The following is an 18706-nucleotide window of genomic DNA, read 5'->3' on the forward strand; positions in this document are numbered from 1 at the left end:
GGAAAAACGTGATGAATAGAAGTTTACTGAGAGAGCAGATTTTTATGTTGCTTTTTCGTGTTGAATTTAATTCCATCGAAGAGATGGCAGAGCAGGAAGAACTTTTTACAACAGTAAGTGATGAAGAGTTCTCTAAAAAAGATGCTGATCAGATCAGGGAAAAATATGAGAAGATAGCAGAAAAGCTTCCTGAGATCGATGAGGCAATAAACAGTGCCACATCAGGATGGGATACAAAGCGTATGGCTAAGGTGGATCTTACAATCATACGTCTTGCTGTTTATGAAATAAAATACGATGACAGCGTTCCAACAGGTGTAGCGATAAATGAGGCGGTAGAACTTGCCAAGAAGTTTGGACAGGATGGATCACCTGCTTTTGTAAATGGAGTGTTAGCTAAATTTGCGCAGTGAATATACAGTCACACAGGTTAATTCTTATATCAAGAATATGTTTACTCAGGATTTCCTTTTAAGGACTATCACTATAAAAGGAGAAGTGAGTAATTTGAGGTACCACTCATCCGGACATATTTATTTTACTATGAAGGATGCCGGTGGTGCTATTTCTTGTGTGATGTTCCGTGGTGACAAGGAAAGAGGCGGCCTTTCTTTTTTGATGAAAGAGGGACAGCAGATAAAGGCCAGTGGAACAGTTGATGTATATGAAAGAGATGGGAAATATCAGCTTTACGCCAGAAAGATTGAACTTGACGGCGCAGGAGCCCTTTACGAAAAATATGAAGAGCTTAAGAAAAGGCTTGCCGAGTCCGGCATGTTTGATGAAGTATACAAACAGCCTATTCCCAGATATATAAAAACTCTTGGAATAGTTACAGCTCCTACTGGTGCGGCAGTGAGGGATATAATAAATGTGGCTACCCGTAGAAATCCGCATATTCAAATAATTCTTTATCCCGCCATAGTACAAGGAGCAGAAGCTTCTGAGAGTATAGTCAGAGGAATACAGGCTCTGACAGAGAAAAATGTTGATGCCATGATTGTTGGACGTGGTGGAGGTTCTATAGAAGATCTTTGGGCTTTCAACGAAGAAAATGTAGCACAAGCAATTTTTGACTGCCCTATTCCTATCATTTCTGCAGTTGGTCATGAGACGGATACTACAATAGCTGATTATGTTTCTGATAGAAGAGCACCGACTCCTTCTGCGGCAGCTGAGCTTGCAGTGTACGAGTACGAGAGGTTCCTTCAGGATATAGAGGATTATGCTTTTACTCTTACTAAGAGCATGGAAAGCAGGATAAGAGCAAGGAAGCTTATAGAGGACAGGTTAAAAGAGAACCTACGACTTTTAAGTCCTATGAATAAGGTCAGGGACAGACTTCTTAGAATTGATAAACTTGGTGATGCCCTAAACTCAAGGATGGACAGAAGGTTGTCAGAGTACAGGCATAGATTAAATATCGATATAGAAAAGTTAAAGGGACTATCGCCACTTGACAGACTAATGGGCGGATATTCTTATGTCTCAAATGGGGCAGGAGATAATGTCAAAAGTATTGGATCGGTCAAGGAAGGCGATGAACTTAACATATACGTTACAGATGGAATCATAAGAAGTACTGTTGTTGGAACAAAGGAAATATCGTATGGCAAAGAAAAGTGAGAACACAGAAGAAAAGAAGCTTACAGTAGAAGAAGCATTTTCTGAGATAGAGAAGAAAATACAGGCTCTTGATAAAGAAGATATTTCTTTAGAGGATTCTTTTAAAGAATATCAGGAGGGAATGGAACTTCTAAAGTATTGTCATGAGGCTATCGAGAAAGTTGAGCAGAAGGTTCAAAAAATAGCAGCAGATGGCAATCTGGAGGATTTTGAATAAGATGAGCACAGCAGATTTTGAAAAGCGCCTGACTGAAAAGGCAGCTTTTGTTTCAGATATTATTAAGACTTTTCTTCCCAAAGAGGAAGGCTATGCAGCGAAGGTTTTGGAGGCGATGAATTACAGCCTCATGGCTGGCGGCAAGAGAATCAGACCTATAATGATGTTTGAATCTTATAGACTGTTTGCGGGAGATTTAGCAGATGATAGCGTTATAAAACCTTTTTTAGCTGCCATAGAGATGATCCATACGTATTCGCTTGTTCATGATGATCTTCCTGCTATGGACAACGATGAATACAGAAGAGGACGTAAGACTACCCATGCTGTATACGGTGCAGGAATGGCTACACTTGCAGGTGACGGACTTTTAAATTATGCTTTTGAAACAGCTATTTTGGGTGCCATGTCAGGAAAAGAACTCTCTGATTATGACGCAGATACTAAAAACAGATATCTGGCAGCTTTGAATATTCTTGCCACAAAGGCCGGTGTCTACGGAATGGTTGGCGGTCAGTGTGCTGATATTATGGCAGAGAATTCAACAGACCTCTCAGATAGTGAAAAGAAGGATGTGCTTTTTTATATTGACGAGAACAAGACAGGAGCTTTAATAGAAGCGAGTCTTATGGTTGGAGCTGTTTTAGGCGGAGCTGACAGATTACAGGTTGAAAAAATGGAAAAAATCGGAAGCAATGTAGGAATTGCTTTCCAGATCCAGGATGATATTCTTGATATTGAGGGAACTCTTGAAGAACTTGGAAAACCCATAGGTTCTGATGAGAAGAATGGAAAGAGTACCTATGTGAGTCTCTATGGAATTGAAAGTGCCAAGGCAAAGGTAAAAGAGCTTACTGATGAGGCCACAAAGAGTCTTGAAGACATGAATTTTGATGATTCATTTTTAGATGAATTATTTCAGTATATGATCTACAGAAAGAAGTAATATCTATAGTTTGCAGAATAATCTGCTGTAGTATAACGAAATTAGGTAGGTGGAAGTTATGCTTCTAGATGATATAAACAAAACAGGCGACATAAAGAATATTCCACAGTCTAAGTATCCGGAGCTGGCGCAGGAAATAAGAGATTTTTTGATTGAAAAGATTTCTGTTTCAGGTGGCCATTTGGCATCTAATCTTGGAACTGTAGAATTAACCATGGCTCTTCATGTTGCTCTTGATCTTCCGAAAGATAAGATAATATGGGATGTAGGACATCAGTCATACACTCACAAGATTCTTACAGGAAGAAAAGATAAATTTGATACCTTAAGACAGTTTGGTGGAATGAGCGGTTTCCCTAAACGCTGCGAATCAGACACAGACTGTTTTGATACAGGACACAGTTCAACTTCTATTTCTGCAGGTCTTGGAATGGTAAAGGCAAGAGACCTTAAGAAAGAGGATTATACTGTAGTGTCTGTCATTGGCGACGGATCACTGACAGGTGGGCTTGCTTATGAAGCGCTAAATAATGCAGCAAAACTTGAGACCAATTTCATTATTATTCTCAATGATAATGAGATGTCTATTTCTGAAAGTGTTGGAGGTATGAAAAAATACCTCAATTCAGTGCGTACAGCGGAAGGTTATCTGAATCTGAAAGAGGATGTTTACGCCCAGCTTCGAACCAATACAAAAGTGGTTGATAATATCAGAAGGGCAAAAAACAGCTTTAAACAACTCTTTGTACCGGGAATGGTATTTGAAAACCTTGGAATTACATACTTAGGACCTGTTGATGGGCATAACACAGCAGAGCTTGTGAAGGTTATAAAAGAGGCCAAAAAGGTCAAAAAAGCAGTTATGATCCATGTCATGACCAAGAAAGGCAAGGGATATGAACCTGCAGAGAGACATCCTGCGAGATTCCATGGCACCGAACCATTCATTGTCGAAAATGGTCTTCCAAGAAATCCTAGGACTACATCTAACTATCAGGATATTTTCAGCACAGTTATGTGCAAGCTTGGTGACAGGGATGAAAAGGTGGTTGCTATAACTGCGGCTATGGCCGACGGAACAGGACTTAAGAGATTCAGGAACATGTATCCTGACAGATTTATTGACGCAGGAATTGCAGAGGAGCATGCAGTAACTTTTGCAGCGGGAATGGCAGCCGGTGGCTATAAGCCTGTTTTTGCAGTTTATTCCTCATTCCTTCAGAGGGCATATGACCAGATATTGGAGGATGTATGTCTTCAGAAGCTACCAGTTGTTTTCGCAATTGACAGAGCGGGACTTGTAGGAAGCGATGGTGAGACCCATCAGGGAATATTTGATTTGTCCTATCTTTCATCTATGCCTAACATGACTATCTGTGCTCCCAAGAATAAATGGGAACTGTCAGATATGCTCAAGTTTGCCGTGAACTATGGAGCACCGATTGCAATCAGGTATCCGAGGGGCAATGCATATGATGGTCTTAAGGAGTTCAGAGCTCCTGTGGAAGCTGGCAAGTGTGAAGTTATCTATGAAGAAAAAGATATATGTCTTTTTGCACTTGGCTGCATGGTAAAGATTGGTGAAGAAGTAAGAAAAATACTTAAAGATAATGGCTTAAAATGCACTCTTGTTAATGCGAGATTCGCAAAGCCGATAGATACTGATTATATTCACGTTGCATCTTCAAACCACAAACTCTTTGTTACTATGGAAGAGAATGTGGCAAGCGGTGGCCTTGGCGAGAAGGTTAGAGCCTATATTGATGAAAACAGGCTGGATTGCAACGTATTACAGATTGCTATACCTGATAAATTCGTAACCCACGGAAATGTTGATAAACTCAGAAAAGAACTTGGAATTGACGCACAGTCTATAGCAGACAGAATCATGAAAGAGATACAAAGGTAATATTTATGGCAAAAGAAAAATCAAGACTTGATGTCCTTTTAGTTGACAGAGGCTTTGCTCCTTCAAGAGAAAAGGCAAAGGCACTTATCATGGCGGGTGATGTTTTTGTCAACGGACAAAGAGAAGATAAACCCGGAACAACCTTCGATGAGGCCAAGATTACAAGCCTTGAGGTGAAGGGGGATACGCTTCCTTATGTTAGCAGAGGCGGACTCAAGCTTGAAAAAGCAGTTAATAATTTTGGCTTTTCTTTAGAGTCAAAAGTATGTATGGATATAGGGGCATCCACAGGTGGATTTACAGACTGCATGCTGCAGAATGGAGCCACAAAGGTTTATTCAGTGGATGTTGGGCATGGACAGCTTGACTGGAAGCTTAGAAGCGACGAGAGAGTTGTCTGCATGGAAAAAACAAACTTCAGGTATATGGTTAGGGATGATATACAGGATGATCTTGATTTTGCATCCTGTGATGTTTCTTTTATCTCACTTACCAAGATACTTCTTCCGGCCAGAAGGCTCTTAAAAGATAATGGAGAAATGGTATGCCTTATCAAACCGCAGTTTGAAGCGGGCAAAGATAAAGTGGGCAAAAAAGGCGTAGTCAGGGACCCTAAAGTTCATGAGGAAGTAATTCACAGGATCATGGACTTTGTAGGAATAGCAGGGTTTGACGTTCTCCACCTTGATTTTTCTCCTATAAAGGGACCCGAGGGAAATATTGAGTACCTTATACATATAAGGAAAAATCCTGAAAAGAATGATGTGGCAGGGGAACTGTCAGAGGCTGATGGCGAAAAGAAGTTATCTGAAGTTGTTCTTGAAAAAAGTGGAATATCCCATGAACCTGATATGGAGAGTCTCATAGCAGAAACTGTTCTCAGAGCTCATGGAAAACTTGATAAAAATGCTGGGGAATAAAGATGCACAATTTTTGCATTGTCACGAATAGAAGCAAGGATGTCAATCTTGACATCACAAACTACATTAAAGAATATCTTGAAAAGAACGGAAAAGAATGTGTTATCGCAGAGAGCACAAAAATCCGCGATGACAAGCACACAGGTAAAGAGTTTCAAAGCTCTATACCGGAAGATTCAGACTGTTGTATAGTGCTTGGAGGAGACGGAACCATGCTTCAGGCTGCAAGAAGTGCAGCCCGCCTTGATATTCCTCTTATTGGTGTTAATCTTGGAACACTGGGATATCTTGCTGAAGTTGAAAAGAGTGGTATTGACGACGCTCTTGAGAGGATCCTTGCAGGAAAGTATGAGATAGAAGACAGGATGATGCTCTATGGAAGCATGAATGGTCAGGAGGGGTATTGTCTAAACGATATCGCAATTACCAGATATTCATCTATCAAAGCCGTAGATTATGAGATCTATGTCAATGATCTTTTGCTGTGCAATTACCACGCAGATGGAATCATAATCTCTACTCCGACAGGTTCAACCGGCTACAATATGTCAGCAGGTGGCCCAATCGTTGAGCCTTCTGCAAATATGATATTGATAACGCCTATCTGCCCTCATACGCTTAATTCCAGAAGTCTTGTTTTATCAGCGGATACCAAGATTGAAGTTGGAATTGGCGGCTTCAGGGACGGTATAAACCAGAAGGTTGTAGCTTCTTTTGATGGAAGCGGAATAATAGAGATGACTACCGGAGACAGGATTGGTATAAAGAAATCCAGTAAGACTACTAAAATCTTAAAATTAAACAGAGTAAGCTTTTTGGAAGTACTGGGGGAAAAATTCAGATAAAAAAGTATTAAGGAGAGGGGAATCGTAATGAAAAGAAACAGACATGATAAGATAATTGAGATCATAGCTTCTAACGTTGTTGAGACTCAGGAACAGCTTGCGGCTCTTTTGAAAGAAGCAGGATATGACGTTACACAGGCTACTGTATCAAGAGATATAAGACAGATGAAGCTTGCCAAGCAGGCAACAGAGGATGGCAAGTATAAATATGTATACACTACTGCTGACAGCGATGCTATGCAGGATAAATATGTAAGTGTGTTAAGAGCAGGATATGTCAGCATGGACGTTGCACAGAATCTGCTTGTAATAAAGACAGTGTCAGGAATGGCTATGGCGCTTGCAGCAGCTATTGATGCTTTGGATTTTCCACAGATAGTTGGATGTATTGCTGGCGATGACACTATAATGATTGCTATTAAGACCAGTGAAGAGGCAGTTGAAGTTATGGAAGAACTGCGTACTCTTATGGGAAGAAACTAAAAAAAGTTTTTAGCATGGCGGGGTCCTCTTTTGTGAGGAGAAAAATATGTTATATAGTTTACACGTAAAGAATCTTGCTCTTATAAAAGAGCAGGAAATTGAGTTTTCCAAGGGACTTAACATTTTAACCGGAGAGACAGGTGCAGGTAAATCAGTGATTCTGGGATCTGTCAATCTGGCACTTGGCGCTAAGGCTGATGGGAGTCTTATCAGAACCGGAGAAGAATATGCGCTTGTAGAGCTTGTTTTTGGAGTTGAAAATGAACTTCAAAAGAAGCTTCTTTTGGATATGGATATTCCTGTTGAGGAAGACGGAAACGTTGTGATTCAGAGGAAAATCATGCAGGGACGCAGCATCTCCAAGGTTTGCGGCGAGACAGTGACCACAAGGCAATTAAAAGATATTGCCAGTGTTCTTATCAATATTCATGGACAGAATGATCATCAGGAACTTCTTCACAAGAAGAAACATATGGAGATTCTTGATGATTATTGTTTGGACAAATTGAAGCCTCTTTTTGAAAAGCTCTCAACTGAGTATTCAAAGTTAAAAGAACTTGAGAAGAGCCTTGAAAGTACCAATATTGATGAGGCAGCAAGACTGCGAGAGCAGGAGCTTCTTGAGTTTGAGACAGGTGAAATATCAGATGCCGAAATAGTTGTCGGCGAGGATGAGAAGCTTGAGACCAAGTATCACAAGATGGTGAACAGTCGCAAAATTTCTGAGGCTGCCTGTGTGGTATCTTCTATGACCGGGTCAGGAGATGGCGATGAAAATGCGTCAGATATGATTGGAAGAGCAGTCAGGGAATTGTCGTCAGTTGTTTCCTACGACAAGGATTTAGAGGACCTTCTCTCACAGCTTTCTGATGTGGAGAATCTTTTGACTGATTTTAATCATGCTCTTTCAGGCTACCTTGATGATCTTGAATTTGATGATGAGGATTTCAGGACAACAGAGGAGAGGCTCAACACCTTAAATCATCTGAAGGATAAATATGGCGGTACTTTGGAAAAAGTTCTTGAGTACTACAATGAAAAGATGTCCCGCCTTGAGACATTAAGTGATCTTGATGCCAATAGAAACAAGATGATAGCTGATATAGCGGCTCAAAAGGAAAAAGTTCTTTCTCTGTGCAAAAAGATATCAGATATCAGAAAAAAGCAGGCTTTAGTTTTACAGGAAAGCTTAAAAGATGCTTTGATAGACCTTAACTTCATTGATGTCAAACTTGAAATAAGGATTACCAGTGACGAGGATAAGATATCAGCACGAGGTTATGATGATGCACAGTTTATGATATCAACTAATCCTGGTGAGAGCCTTAGAGCTATGGACCAGATAGCAAGTGGCGGTGAGCTTTCAAGAATTATGCTCGCCCTTAAGACAGTGGTTGCAGATAAGGATGATATCAGTACACTTATTTTTGATGAAATAGATGCGGGAATAAGTGGGAAGACAGCCTGGAAAGTATCCAAAAAACTTGGAGAACTGTCAAAGGAACATCAGATCATATGCATTACGCATCTTCCTCAGATTGCAGCAATGGCTGATACTCATTTCATGATTGAAAAAGGTCTTGAAGATGGAAGAACTGTAACAAATATTTACAGACTTAAGGAAGATGATGGTACAAAGGAACTTGCAAGACTCCTTGGTGGAGATGAAGTGACAGCGGCAAGCCTGCAAAATGCGAGAGAAATGCGACAGCTAGCGGAAGAAACTAAACGAGGAAAATGAAATGACTATCGATAATGATGATCTTTTAAATAGTGTTATGGCATCACTTGGGAGAATAGATACAATATCTCTGTCAGATATGCCAAACATAGACCTATATATGGATCAGCTTACAACTTTCATGGATGAGAGGCTAAAAAAGACTACAAGGTATCCGGATACTGATAAGATACTGACAAAGACCATGATCAATAATTATGCCAAGAACAATCTTTTACCTCCTCCTGTAAGGAAGAAGTATTCAAAAGATCATCTGATATTGCTCATTTTTATTTATTACTATAAGAGCATATTGTCTATAAATGACATACAGACACTTATTGAGCCTTTAAAAGAAAGATTTCATATAAGTGACGATGAATTTAATTTAAGTAAGATCTACGAAACTACCTATGAGCTTCAGAACGAAGAGCTTGAGCCTGTGATGGAGGATCTTAAAAAGAAGTATGCACGTTCATTGGAGACATACGAAGATGCGGATATTTCTGAAGAAGAGAGAAAACGCATGCAGATGTTTTCTTTTATAACTCTTTTATCCTATGACGTTTATGTGAAAAAACTTTTGATAGAGAAGATACTTGATAATGTTGTCCTTGACGAAAAAGAAAGTAGCAGTAAAAAAGACAAAGCAAAGGACAAGAAGAACAAAAATAAGGAATAAGATTTAATGGGAATTTACGATACACTTAATGCGCAGCAGAAAAAAGCTGTGCTTCAGACGGATGGACCTGTGTTGATTCTTGCCGGAGCCGGTTCAGGAAAGACAAGGGTTTTAACGCACAGGGTTGCCTATTTGATAGATGAATGTAATGTCAATCCCTGGAATATCATGGCAATCACCTTTACCAACAAGGCAGCAGGTGAGATGCGTGAGAGGGTTGATAAGATTGTAGGATTCGGAGCAGAGAGCATCTGGGTTTCAACTTTTCACTCAAGTTGCGTAAGAATTCTTAGAAGATATGCTGACAGACTTGGCTATGGAAATAACTTCACTATCTATGATACAGATGATTCCAAGTCTCTTATGAAAGACATTTGTAAAAAATATCAGCTTGAAACTACAACACTTAAGCTTCGCGGTATCATGGGAAGCATTTCAAAGTGTAAGGACAATCTGGTTACAACCAATGAGTATGCATTAAACACTCAGAATGATTTTAACAAGGTTCGAATCTCCAAGGCTTACACAGAGTATCAGAATGCTCTTAAAAAGAACAATGCAATGGATTTCGATGACCTGATTTTTAATACTGTTGAGCTCTTTAAAAAGAATCCTGATGTTCTTGAATATTATCAGGACAGATTCCGCTACATCATGGTGGACGAGTATCAGGATACCAATAATGCCCAGTTTGAGTTCATTAGGCTTCTTGCAGATAAATACAGGAACCTATGCGTAGTGGGTGATGATGATCAGAGTATCTATCGCTTTAGAGGAGCCAATATCAGGAATATTCTTGACTTTGAAAAGGTATATCCTGATGCGACTGTCATAAAGCTTGAGCAGAATTACCGCTCAACACAGCAGATCCTTGATGCAGCCAATGCAGTTATCGGAAACAACTACGGGCGTAAGGAAAAAGCTCTTTGGACAGAAGAAAAAGATGGTGAGAAAGTTCACCTTCGTCAGTTCGATACTGCATATGATGAGGCAGAGTTTATTGCTTCAGACATAGGAAAACTTAAGAGAAGCGGCAAGCTTTCTTACAGCGATACAGCTGTTTTGTACAGAACAAATGCACAGTCAAGACTTATAGAAGAGCGATTTGTCCATGAGGGAATTCCTTATGACATCGTTGGTGGTACGAATTTCTATTCCAGACGAGAGATAAAAGATCTTTTGGCTTATCTTAAGACTATTGATAACGGCAGAGATGACATTGCAGTTAAAAGAATAATAAATGTGCCCAAGAGAGGAATTGGCGCTACTACACTTGAGTATGTGCAGAATTATGCGGATGAGAGGCAGATAAGCTTCTTTGATGCCCTGTGCGAAGCTGACCAGATAATGGCCGTTAGCAGAAGCGCTTCAAAGCTAAAAGACTTTGTGACTATGATAAGGGCTTTTAGGACAAAGCAAAAGTCCTACTCTTTGGAAGAACTTCTTAAAGATGTTATAGACATTACAGGCTATATGGACTTTTTGAAGACTCTTGATGACGACGATGACAGCGGAGATAACGACAGAGCTGCCAACGTGGACGAGCTTATTTCCAAGATTGCGGCCTATGAGGAAAGTGATGAGGTTGAGGAGCCAACTCTCTCAGGATTTCTCGAAGAAGTTGCCCTTGTTGCTGATATAGACAGAATCGGAGAGGATAATGAGAAGGTTCTTCTTATGACTCTTCACAGTGCCAAGGGACTTGAGTTTGAGCATGTTTATCTGGCAGGAATGGAGGAAAATGTTTTCCCTTCATATATGACTTTGCAGACTGAAGATTCTGATCCTGAGGGAATAGAGGAAGAGAGAAGACTTGCCTATGTTGGAATAACCAGGGCAAAGAGAAACTTAACTCTTACAGCGGCAAAGCGCAGAATGGTAAGAGGAGAGACCTGGTTTAACCAGCTCAGCAGATTTGTAAAAGAGATTCCCGGTGAGTATTTAGACAGGGAGAAGCCAGAGTTTGATAAGCCGGCATTTCTTTTTGATGATGGCGACTCGATAGATGAGTACGAAGGTGTTGAGGATACCTATGGAACTTCTGGAAGATATAGTGATGAGGATGATTCCTATCGCAGTTCCGGAAGATACGGCAATGGAGATTCCTACGGGAAATCAGGCGGATATTCCGGTATTGGCGTAAAGTCATCCTACCAGAATAAGAACTTTGGAAGCGATAATGGCGCGTCCCAGCTTTCTAACAGCTACAAGATAAAAGCAAAGCCTGCTCCCAAAAAGCCAAGGGCTGTACCACAGAGTAAGCCATATATCGCAACAGCAGCCAAGACCCATGTTAAGGGCTCACTTGCAGGTATCTCCAAAGGCATGCCTATGAAAACAGCAAAGCCTGAATATGAGACAGGAGACAGAGTTTCTCATATCAAATATGGTATTGGCACAGTCACTTCTTTGGAAGAAGGACCTAGAGATTACAAGGTAACAGTTAATTTTGACGATTGCGGACAGAAGATCATGTATGCCGCTTTTGCAAAATTAAAAAAGATGTGAGTATGTCACAATTCTCAGTGAAGTAATGAATGAGCTGGGAATTATGGTATACTGATATTAATAAATTTTTCTTATAGAAAGGGGTTACTTATGGAAGTAAAAACAAAGATCGATGACATTATTGAAATGACACGTATTAACGAACTTCTCGACAAGAGAGAGGCTGCAAATGCTAAGAAGCCTTCCAACGTGATCCTGTGGTGTTTGGCTGTTCTTGGTTCTATCTCAGCGGTTGCGATCATTTCTTATCTTGTTTATCGCTACATGACACCGGCATTTGAAGATGATTATTATGATGATGACTTCGATGATTTCGAAGATGACTTCGACGACGATGACTTCATCAAGGAAAGTTAAGAATTAAAAAGTGAAGAAAAAAGAAGTTTATACAGGAATAGTAAAAAGGGTTGAATTCCCTAATAAAGGAATAATAGAAGCTCCTGACGGGAAGATCGCTGTTAAGGGCGTTCTTCCCGATCAGAAAGTTTCAGTACAGATACAGAAAGTAAGAAACGGTAAGGCAGAGGGAAGACTTTTGGAAGTCTTAGAAGAAGCTCCTGACTGTATTGAAAGCCCATGCATTCATTTCGGAAAATGCGGTGGCTGCAGTTACCTTACAATGCCTTATGTTAAGGAACTAGGCCTTAAGGAACAGCAGGTAAGAAGCTTACTTAAGCCTGCAGTAGAAAGAAATACTACAAGGTTTACCTGGGAGGGCATCAAAGTAAGCCCTATTAAGTTTGCCTACAGAAATAAGATGGAGTTCTCATTTGGCGATGAAGTCATGGGAGGCCCCCTTTGTCTTGGCATGCACAAAAAAGGAAGCTTTTATGACATTGTAACTGTCAGCGGCTGCAGAATTGTCGATGATGATTACAGGGCTATCCTTTCAGCAACACTGGATTATTTTTCACCTATGTATGATAGAAAAGAGATTTCTTTTTACCATAGGATGAAACAGGAGGGCTACTTAAGGCATCTCCTTGTGAGAAAGGCAGTCAGAACCGGAGATATCCTGGTTGACCTTATTACAACAACTCAGGAAGAACATGATCTTACAGGCTTTAAGGAAGCTCTTTTAAACCTTGAGCTTGGAGGCAGGATCACAGGAATCCTTCACACAAAGAATGATTCCCTTGCCGATGCTGTAATTGATGAAGGCACTGAGATCTTATATGGTCAGGACTTTTTCTATGAGCAGCTTTTAGGCCTTAAGTTCAGAATCACTCCTTTCTCATTTTTCCAGACTAACAGCTTAAGTGCTGAGGTTCTGTATCAGACAGTAAGAGGCTATATTCAGAGTCTCTACGATCAGAAGAACATAAAGCAGGACGGAGTTATTTACGACCTCTATTCAGGAACCGGTACAATTGCCCAACTCCTTGCACCTGTTGCCACAAAGGTCATTGGTGTTGAGATCGTTGAGGAAGCTGTTGAGGCTGCAAAAGAGAATGCAAAGCTTAACCACCTCGATAACTGCGAATTCATCGCAGGCGATGTGCTTAAAGTTCTAGATGATATCGAGGTAAAGCCTGATCTTATTATCCTTGATCCGCCTCGTGACGGTATAAATCCTAAGGCTCTTACTAAGATCATAAATTATGACGTAAACTACATTATTTACGTCTCCTGTAAACCAACTTCCCTTGCCCGCGACTTGGAGATACTACAGCAGAATGGCTACATGATGAGCCGCGCCGTTGCTGTGGATCAATTCCCGTGGACAAGCCATGTAGAAACCGTCGTTCTCTTAACGAAAACGACTGATAAGGAAGTTTGAGTTTAGAGAACGCTGTTGTTCTGGCTCGCATGCTTGCATGCGAGAGCAGAACTTCCTTGTGAAATAGTGGTGGGAGTCAAAGGGACGACGTCAGAAGGCTAACGCTGTTGTTCTGGCGAGATAACAATTATATGACTAATTTGCAGTCCGCTGTTCTTGGCGGACTGCTACTATTCTTTCATTCGAAAGACAGGTAGTGATAATTTCTAATCTTTTCGCTGCTGATATTCCAAAGTTTAACGACATATAGCATGTTTTCTGCTGCTTATGACATGATTTTTGCTGCTTGTGGCATGATATCTGCTACTTATGGCATGATTTCTGTTACTTGTGCAATTTCGGTGATAGTGTCAGTTGATTTTAGTGAGGTGAACTCTGCCTATATTCCAAGGCCTGTTGATATAGGCAGTTGATCATTATAAATAAAATGTGGTGGTGTCTGCCTATATTCCTAGTGTTGCTTGTGTAGGCAGTTGATTTTAGGGGATCAGTTCTGCCTATATCCTGAGTATCGCTTGTGTAGGCAGTTGATTTTGAGGGATCAATTCTGCCTATATCCCAAGTATTGCTGCTATAGGCAGTTAATTTTACGTTGGACAAACTGCCTATATGGCGGGAATGGCAAATGGTAGCAGAAAATTGCTGCTTAAAATCAATGCCTATATTGCAAGAGAACTGGATTTAGGCAGAACAGCGATTGATAATTGCAATGCCTATATTGGCGGATGGCTGCATAGTGGCAGTATGACTGGTGAAAAAACAGAAAGTAAAAGCAAAAATAAGCAATAGAAACAACAAGTAAAAGAAGAAACAAGTAAAAAACAAAAAGGAGAAATAAAAAATGATAGGACTAAAGAAATACTTAATTGCAGAAGAGAAAAGACTAAAGAAAATCAAACAGGGTGTAGATAAAAGACTTGTTGAAGTGCCTGAAGGCAATCTTAGGATAACATCATCCGGCAAACATATTCAGTACATGCATTGCAAAGAAAAGGATGGTAAGTATCAAAAACAAGGAGAATACCTAAAGAAAGAGGATATGCCTCTTGTTAGAAGACTGGCTCAAAAGTCTTATGACCAGAAGATGAAAAAGCTGGTAGATAGGAGACTTAAGCAAATCCAGATCATCAGTAAAGAGTATTCGGAAGATGAGCTTGAACTTATCTATACCAATATGAACGTCAATAGGCAGGCTCTGGTTACACCTGTTGAAAAGACATGGGAGCAGAAAGTGGCTGATTGGAAAGCAATCCCATATACAGGGAAAGAGTTTGAGGAAGGTGCACCTGAAATATATACCAAAAAAGGAGAGAGGGTAAGATCAAAGTCAGAAAAGCTGATTGCAGATACTTTATTCGATTTGGGAATTGAATATAAGTACGAATGCCCAATATATCTAAAAGGATACGGACAGATATATCCGGACTTTACAATTCTCAGTCGCAAGACTGGGAAAGAAATGTATTGGGAGCATGATGGAAGAATGGATGATCCTAAATATTCTGAAAAAGCAGTAAGGAAGATAAATTCGTATATCTATAATGGAATAATACCCGGGGATAGGCTAATGCTTACATTCGAGACATCAAACACAGTGCTTAATGATAGAATCATAAAGAAAATGATTGATAATTTCTTGCTATAATACTTAGAGAAAAGCATGTTGGCCTTTTAGTAATAAACGAATGTTGGAAGGAACAATAAAACAATGAAAGTACTTGTAATCCCAGATATACATTTAAAACCTCGGATTTTTGACAGAGCATCAGAAATCCTTACAGAAAAAAATCAGATTGCATTTATATATCGGATTGATAATGAACTATGTACAGACTGCAGTATAAAGATGTGGAGGCTTTTAGGAAAGAAATCTATACGAAGGTGATTGGCCACACTCCGGTTATGAAACTGATTTTCAACAAATTAAATATATGCTGAGATTAGTGGTTGTTGCATTTTTTGCAGCAACCATTTTGTACATTTGTAAAAATGATATAGTTCCGATGATAGGCGAAATGATGCTATAATATCATAAGATATACGGAAATATTGAGACTTCATTTATTAGGTGAACAAATATGCTAAGAATATATTTTGGTGAAAAAGAAGATGTAATGCATGGACCATCATGGTTCAGATTTAATTATGATGAAGAATGGCTGGCAGATCCTTTTGTGGAAGAAATGATGACAGATATTGATAAGTCACATTATAAGGGAGGACAGCTGATAGAAAGTGATGTTTTAGGACCAATTCCACCAGAGAAACTATCCGGTGGATTGCAAACTCTGATTTGCATTTATAAAAGACCTGATCTTGTTTTTAATGCCACAAGCTGTGGCGAAGACTGTGCAAAATGGCTTGCAGAGATTGGCAGAAGAGAGGATATCACCATTAATCTTAGGTATTATATGCCCTTTGATGATTGCAACGATATAGAGATTGAAATTCTTAATGATAATATCAAAGTAACAAATGCCAAGGATTATATGCATGAAGCATTAAAATATGTTTGATGACTAGGAAGTATTTTATATATGAAGAATAAACATCATGTAGTTGTTGAATCAAAACGACTAAAATATGAATTTGATATAAAGAGGAATATTACTGTTATTCAAGGCAATAGCGCTTCTGGAAAGACTACTCTTTTGGATCTATTGGGGACGCATTCTAGATATGGAAAAGAGAGTGGCATTAGTGTACAGTCAGATGTTCCTTGCGTGGTATTTGGTGGAGATGCTAGTCTTTGGAAGACTATTTTGGAAGCTTATCAAGATAGCATAGTGTTTATAGATGAAGATTACCCATTTATATATTCCAAAGATTTTGCAGAGTTGGTACAGGCTTCTTCAAATTATTTTGTTTTGATTACAAGACAGCCTCTATATAATCTGCCGTATAGTGTTCAGGAAATCTACGGCATCAGAACAACAGGTAAATACCACTATCCAGAGCAAGTTTATCATGAGTTTTACAGAATTTATGATGATTCAAATGAAACACTGGATAAAGAAGTTCTAGTATCTATGCAGTATGTTTAAATTGTCTGCGGTAGTACCGCATGTGGAGTGCGTAGTATTGCGGTTAAGGAAAAATACATAAAGCCGACAAGAGTGTTTGAACTGGAAGATGGTGTCGGCATTTATAGAAACAGGAGAAGATGAAGATGTGTACAGCAGCAACTTATTATGCAAAGGATCATTATTTCGGACGCAATCTGGATCTGGAATTTTCTTATCACGAAGAGATCACTATTGTGCCAAGAAACTATCCCTTTATCTTTCGCAAATGCGAGGGCATCAATCATCATTATGCAATGATCGGAACAGCGTTTGTTGTGGAGGGGTATCCGCTCTTCTATGATGCCGTAAATGATAAAGGCCTTGGAATTGCTGGATTAAATTTTCCCGGGAACGCTGCTTATAAGGAAGAAGTTCCAAATGCGGACAATGTAGCACCATTTGAATTCATACCATGGATCCTCAGTCGCTGTGCCGATGTCGATGAGGCAAAGACACTTATTTCCCGGATGAATCCGGTAAATATAAGTTTTAGCCCGGAGCTTCCGTTAACGCCGTTGCATTGGATGATTGCGGATAAAAAAAGAACGATTGTAGTTGAACCTCTAAAAGATGGCATTAGAGTATACGATGATCCGGTGGGGGTCATGACCAACAATCCAACCTTTGATCAGCAGATGTTTCATCTCAGCAATTATATGCATTTGTCAAATAAACCTGTGACAAATACTTTCGCCAAGGGTCTGGAGATTACGGAATACAGCCGTGGAATGGGCGCGATGGGAATGCCCGGTGATCTTTCCTCTGCATCAAGGTTTGTGAAGGCGGCGTTTACCTGCATGAATTCAGTTTCCGGCAATTCGGAGGAGGAAAGTGTAAGCCAGTTTTTCCACATTCTGGGGTCCGTAGAGCAACAAAGAGGCTGTGTTTGTCTAGGCGAAGGAAAATATGAGATAACCGTATATTCTTCCTGCTGTAACATGGATCGGGGAATTTACTATTACAGAACATATGAGAATTCTCAGATTACAGCCGTAGATATGCACAAAGAGGCAACAGACGGAGAAGCGTTGATTCGGTATCCGATGATCAAAGAACAGCAGATACGATATCAAAACTGAAAGAAAAAGTCTTTTCACTTGAAAAAATACTTAATAATGGCGACAAGGCTTTGTCAGGAATACAATATATCTGACGACGGAAAAATGTTATTGAAAAAAAGTAGCTTTTATTATAATGAAACTAACAGGAGCTCCCACACCTCTCTTTGAAGTGTCCAATGGGAGCACATTTTTATTTTAGGGGTTATTATGCAACTTAAAAAGTCTAAGACTTATAAGGAGCAGGTTGAAATATTAAGAAATAAAATTTATATAATCCGGATGCTTAATCATTTCACAAATCAGGCGGACATTAAGTTTCCCACTTTTCAATAAATCTACAGTTTCATCATCTAACCCAAGTTCATCTACAGAGAACGGATGTTGCTCTCTGTTCTCTGTAAGTCCCAGAAGATAATCTGATGTCACTTATCTAATAGAATTCGCGCCAAGAATAAGTCACTATAAACTGATGGAGTTATATTCCAAAAAGTCAGGAATGCTCCATGGCTCCCGGCTGTTAAATAAAAAGAGTGCTGCATAAGTGCCAAGTGTAAATTGACACCGCGATCATGCAATACTATAATTGTGCCATAAGAATGTTGACACAAAGGAGGATATTATTGCTATGACACTTGAAGATGCTTTGAAAAGAATATCGGAACTTGAAGAAGAGAATAAAAATCTTAGGGAAGAACTTGAATTCTATAAAAGTAAAAAGTTTGCCGGTAGACAGAAGCATGATGAGCATTGGATGAAGTCATATAACGACTTTGTGGCGCTATATGAGGACGGTCTTACAATTATGGAGATTGTAGATAGGGGAGATATCAGCCGTCGTACAGCCTACAGGTATAAGGCTTATTATGACGGGCTAAAGAAAAATCATAGAATTGATCAAGATAAAAAGAAAAAGTAATAGAATTTGAGGTGCACTTTTTGCACCT

Annotated in this window: 20 protein-coding genes; 19 read left to right on the plus strand and 1 reads right to left on the minus strand. The window is 39.6% G+C overall.

Going from position 1 to position 18706, the window contains the following annotated elements; translation table 11 throughout:
• Positions 1-11 precede the first annotated feature (11 nt).
• From nusB to bsh, 18 genes are all read left to right on the plus strand, one after another.
• The gene (gene nusB / locus BM146_RS07505; protein WP_022775833.1) at positions 12-413 is read left to right on the plus strand and encodes a transcription antitermination factor NusB; all 402 of its coding nucleotides are present in this window, start codon (positions 12-14) and stop codon (positions 411-413) included.
• On the plus strand, positions 403-1626 hold the full coding sequence (gene xseA / locus BM146_RS07510) for an exodeoxyribonuclease VII large subunit (RefSeq protein WP_074886706.1): 1224 nt from the start codon (positions 403-405) through the stop codon (positions 1624-1626). The genes nusB and xseA overlap by 11 nt, the downstream gene beginning before the upstream one ends.
• Positions 1610-1843 carry an exodeoxyribonuclease VII small subunit gene (gene xseB, locus BM146_RS07515; RefSeq protein WP_074886709.1) on the plus strand — a complete coding sequence of 78 codons (234 nt, stop codon included), beginning with the start codon at positions 1610-1612 and terminating at the stop codon, positions 1841-1843. The genes xseA and xseB overlap by 17 nt, the downstream gene beginning before the upstream one ends.
• Before the next feature lies 1 nt (position 1844).
• Positions 1845-2789 (plus strand): polyprenyl synthetase family protein, encoded by a 945-nt coding sequence (locus tag BM146_RS07520; RefSeq protein WP_074886710.1) that lies wholly within the window; start codon positions 1845-1847, stop codon positions 2787-2789.
• A 58-nt stretch (positions 2790-2847) separates the two neighbouring features.
• Positions 2848-4698: a 1-deoxy-D-xylulose-5-phosphate synthase gene (dxs, locus tag BM146_RS07525; RefSeq protein ID WP_074886712.1), complete on the plus strand. Its 1851-nt coding sequence runs from the start codon at positions 2848-2850 to the stop codon at positions 4696-4698.
• A gap of 5 nt (positions 4699-4703) precedes the next feature.
• Positions 4704-5618: a TlyA family RNA methyltransferase gene (locus BM146_RS07530; RefSeq protein ID WP_022775840.1), complete on the plus strand. Its 915-nt coding sequence runs from the start codon at positions 4704-4706 to the stop codon at positions 5616-5618.
• A 2-nt stretch (positions 5619-5620) separates the two neighbouring features.
• Complete coding sequence (locus tag BM146_RS07535) at positions 5621-6463, plus strand: NAD(+)/NADH kinase (protein WP_074886715.1); 843 nt, start codon at positions 5621-5623, stop codon at positions 6461-6463.
• A gap of 27 nt (positions 6464-6490) precedes the next feature.
• Complete coding sequence (gene argR, locus BM146_RS07540; RefSeq protein ID WP_074886718.1) at positions 6491-6946, plus strand: arginine repressor; 456 nt, start codon at positions 6491-6493, stop codon at positions 6944-6946.
• Between the two features lie 46 nt (positions 6947-6992).
• Complete coding sequence (recN, locus tag BM146_RS07545; RefSeq protein ID WP_074886720.1) at positions 6993-8687, plus strand: DNA repair protein RecN; 1695 nt, start codon at positions 6993-6995, stop codon at positions 8685-8687.
• 1 nt (position 8688) lies between these two features.
• Positions 8689-9348, plus strand: coding sequence for a DUF1836 domain-containing protein (locus BM146_RS07550; RefSeq protein ID WP_074886723.1), 660 nt, complete (start codon positions 8689-8691; stop codon positions 9346-9348).
• Positions 9349-9354: 6 nt separating this feature from the next.
• The gene (locus tag BM146_RS07555; protein WP_074886728.1) at positions 9355-11856 is read left to right on the plus strand and encodes a UvrD-helicase domain-containing protein; all 2502 of its coding nucleotides are present in this window, start codon (positions 9355-9357) and stop codon (positions 11854-11856) included.
• A gap of 90 nt (positions 11857-11946) precedes the next feature.
• On the plus strand, positions 11947-12213 hold the full coding sequence (locus BM146_RS07560; protein WP_022775848.1) for a hypothetical protein: 267 nt from the start codon (positions 11947-11949) through the stop codon (positions 12211-12213).
• Between the two features lie 10 nt (positions 12214-12223).
• Complete coding sequence (gene rlmD, locus BM146_RS07565; RefSeq protein ID WP_074886732.1) at positions 12224-13636, plus strand: 23S rRNA (uracil(1939)-C(5))-methyltransferase RlmD; 1413 nt, start codon at positions 12224-12226, stop codon at positions 13634-13636.
• A gap of 609 nt (positions 13637-14245) precedes the next feature.
• Entirely contained in the window at positions 14246-14425 is a 180-nt protein-coding gene (locus tag BM146_RS07570; RefSeq protein ID WP_074886734.1) for a hypothetical protein, read from the plus strand.
• Between the two features lie 52 nt (positions 14426-14477).
• Complete coding sequence (locus tag BM146_RS07575) at positions 14478-15281, plus strand: hypothetical protein (RefSeq protein ID WP_074886737.1); 804 nt, start codon at positions 14478-14480, stop codon at positions 15279-15281.
• Between the two features lie 433 nt (positions 15282-15714).
• Entirely contained in the window at positions 15715-16152 is a 438-nt protein-coding gene (locus BM146_RS07580; RefSeq protein ID WP_074886740.1) for a DUF4869 domain-containing protein, read from the plus strand.
• 21 nt (positions 16153-16173) lie between these two features.
• Positions 16174-16680: a P-loop NTPase family protein gene (locus tag BM146_RS07585; RefSeq protein WP_074886743.1), complete on the plus strand. Its 507-nt coding sequence runs from the start codon at positions 16174-16176 to the stop codon at positions 16678-16680.
• A 125-nt stretch (positions 16681-16805) separates the two neighbouring features.
• The gene (gene bsh / locus BM146_RS07590; protein ID WP_074886746.1) at positions 16806-17780 is read left to right on the plus strand and encodes a choloylglycine hydrolase; all 975 of its coding nucleotides are present in this window, start codon (positions 16806-16808) and stop codon (positions 17778-17780) included.
• A 234-nt stretch (positions 17781-18014) separates the two neighbouring features.
• On the opposite strand, the gene BM146_RS19435 is transcribed toward bsh, so the two are convergent.
• Positions 18015-18188 carry a hypothetical protein gene (locus tag BM146_RS19435; protein ID WP_177201619.1) on the minus strand — a complete coding sequence of 58 codons (174 nt, stop codon included), beginning with the start codon at positions 18186-18188 and terminating at the stop codon, positions 18015-18017.
• Positions 18189-18387: 199 nt separating this feature from the next.
• On the opposite strand from BM146_RS19435, the gene BM146_RS07595 reads away from it, so the two are divergent.
• Positions 18388-18678 carry a helix-turn-helix domain-containing protein gene (locus tag BM146_RS07595; RefSeq protein ID WP_074886749.1) on the plus strand — a complete coding sequence of 97 codons (291 nt, stop codon included), beginning with the start codon at positions 18388-18390 and terminating at the stop codon, positions 18676-18678.
• The last annotated feature ends 28 nt before the right edge of the window (positions 18679-18706 follow it).

Origin of the sequence: Butyrivibrio proteoclasticus (genome assembly GCF_900115735.1) — a bacterium.
GTDB lineage: Bacteria > Bacillota > Clostridia > Lachnospirales > Lachnospiraceae > Butyrivibrio > Butyrivibrio proteoclasticus_B.

Excerpts from the sequence above, each read along its gene's own strand:
- BM146_RS07595 (WP_074886749.1), top strand. The coding sequence starts at position 18,388 with ATGACACTTGAAGATGCTTTGAAAAGAATATCGGAACTTGAAGAAGAG.
- BM146_RS07555 (WP_074886728.1), top strand. The coding sequence starts at position 9,355 with ATGGGAATTTACGATACACTTAATGCGCAGCAGAAAAAAGCTGTGCTT.
- BM146_RS07585 (WP_074886743.1), top strand. The coding sequence starts at position 16,174 with ATGAAGAATAAACATCATGTAGTTGTTGAATCAAAACGACTAAAATAT.
- BM146_RS07560 (WP_022775848.1), top strand. The coding sequence starts at position 11,947 with ATGGAAGTAAAAACAAAGATCGATGACATTATTGAAATGACACGTATT.
- BM146_RS07535 (WP_074886715.1), top strand. The coding sequence starts at position 5,621 with ATGCACAATTTTTGCATTGTCACGAATAGAAGCAAGGATGTCAATCTT.
- recN (WP_074886720.1), top strand. The coding sequence starts at position 6,993 with ATGTTATATAGTTTACACGTAAAGAATCTTGCTCTTATAAAAGAGCAG.
- BM146_RS07520 (WP_074886710.1), top strand. The coding sequence starts at position 1,845 with ATGAGCACAGCAGATTTTGAAAAGCGCCTGACTGAAAAGGCAGCTTTT.
- dxs (WP_074886712.1), top strand. The coding sequence starts at position 2,848 with ATGCTTCTAGATGATATAAACAAAACAGGCGACATAAAGAATATTCCA.
- BM146_RS07530 (WP_022775840.1), top strand. The coding sequence starts at position 4,704 with ATGGCAAAAGAAAAATCAAGACTTGATGTCCTTTTAGTTGACAGAGGC.
- BM146_RS07580 (WP_074886740.1), top strand. The coding sequence starts at position 15,715 with ATGCTAAGAATATATTTTGGTGAAAAAGAAGATGTAATGCATGGACCA.
- argR (WP_074886718.1), top strand. The coding sequence starts at position 6,491 with ATGAAAAGAAACAGACATGATAAGATAATTGAGATCATAGCTTCTAAC.
- BM146_RS07570 (WP_074886734.1), top strand. The coding sequence starts at position 14,246 with ATGGCGGGAATGGCAAATGGTAGCAGAAAATTGCTGCTTAAAATCAAT.
- BM146_RS07550 (WP_074886723.1), top strand. The coding sequence starts at position 8,689 with ATGACTATCGATAATGATGATCTTTTAAATAGTGTTATGGCATCACTT.
- BM146_RS07575 (WP_074886737.1), top strand. The coding sequence starts at position 14,478 with ATGATAGGACTAAAGAAATACTTAATTGCAGAAGAGAAAAGACTAAAG.
- xseB (WP_074886709.1), top strand. The coding sequence starts at position 1,610 with ATGGCAAAGAAAAGTGAGAACACAGAAGAAAAGAAGCTTACAGTAGAA.
- bsh (WP_074886746.1), top strand. The coding sequence starts at position 16,806 with ATGTGTACAGCAGCAACTTATTATGCAAAGGATCATTATTTCGGACGC.
- nusB (WP_022775833.1), top strand. The coding sequence starts at position 12 with ATGAATAGAAGTTTACTGAGAGAGCAGATTTTTATGTTGCTTTTTCGT.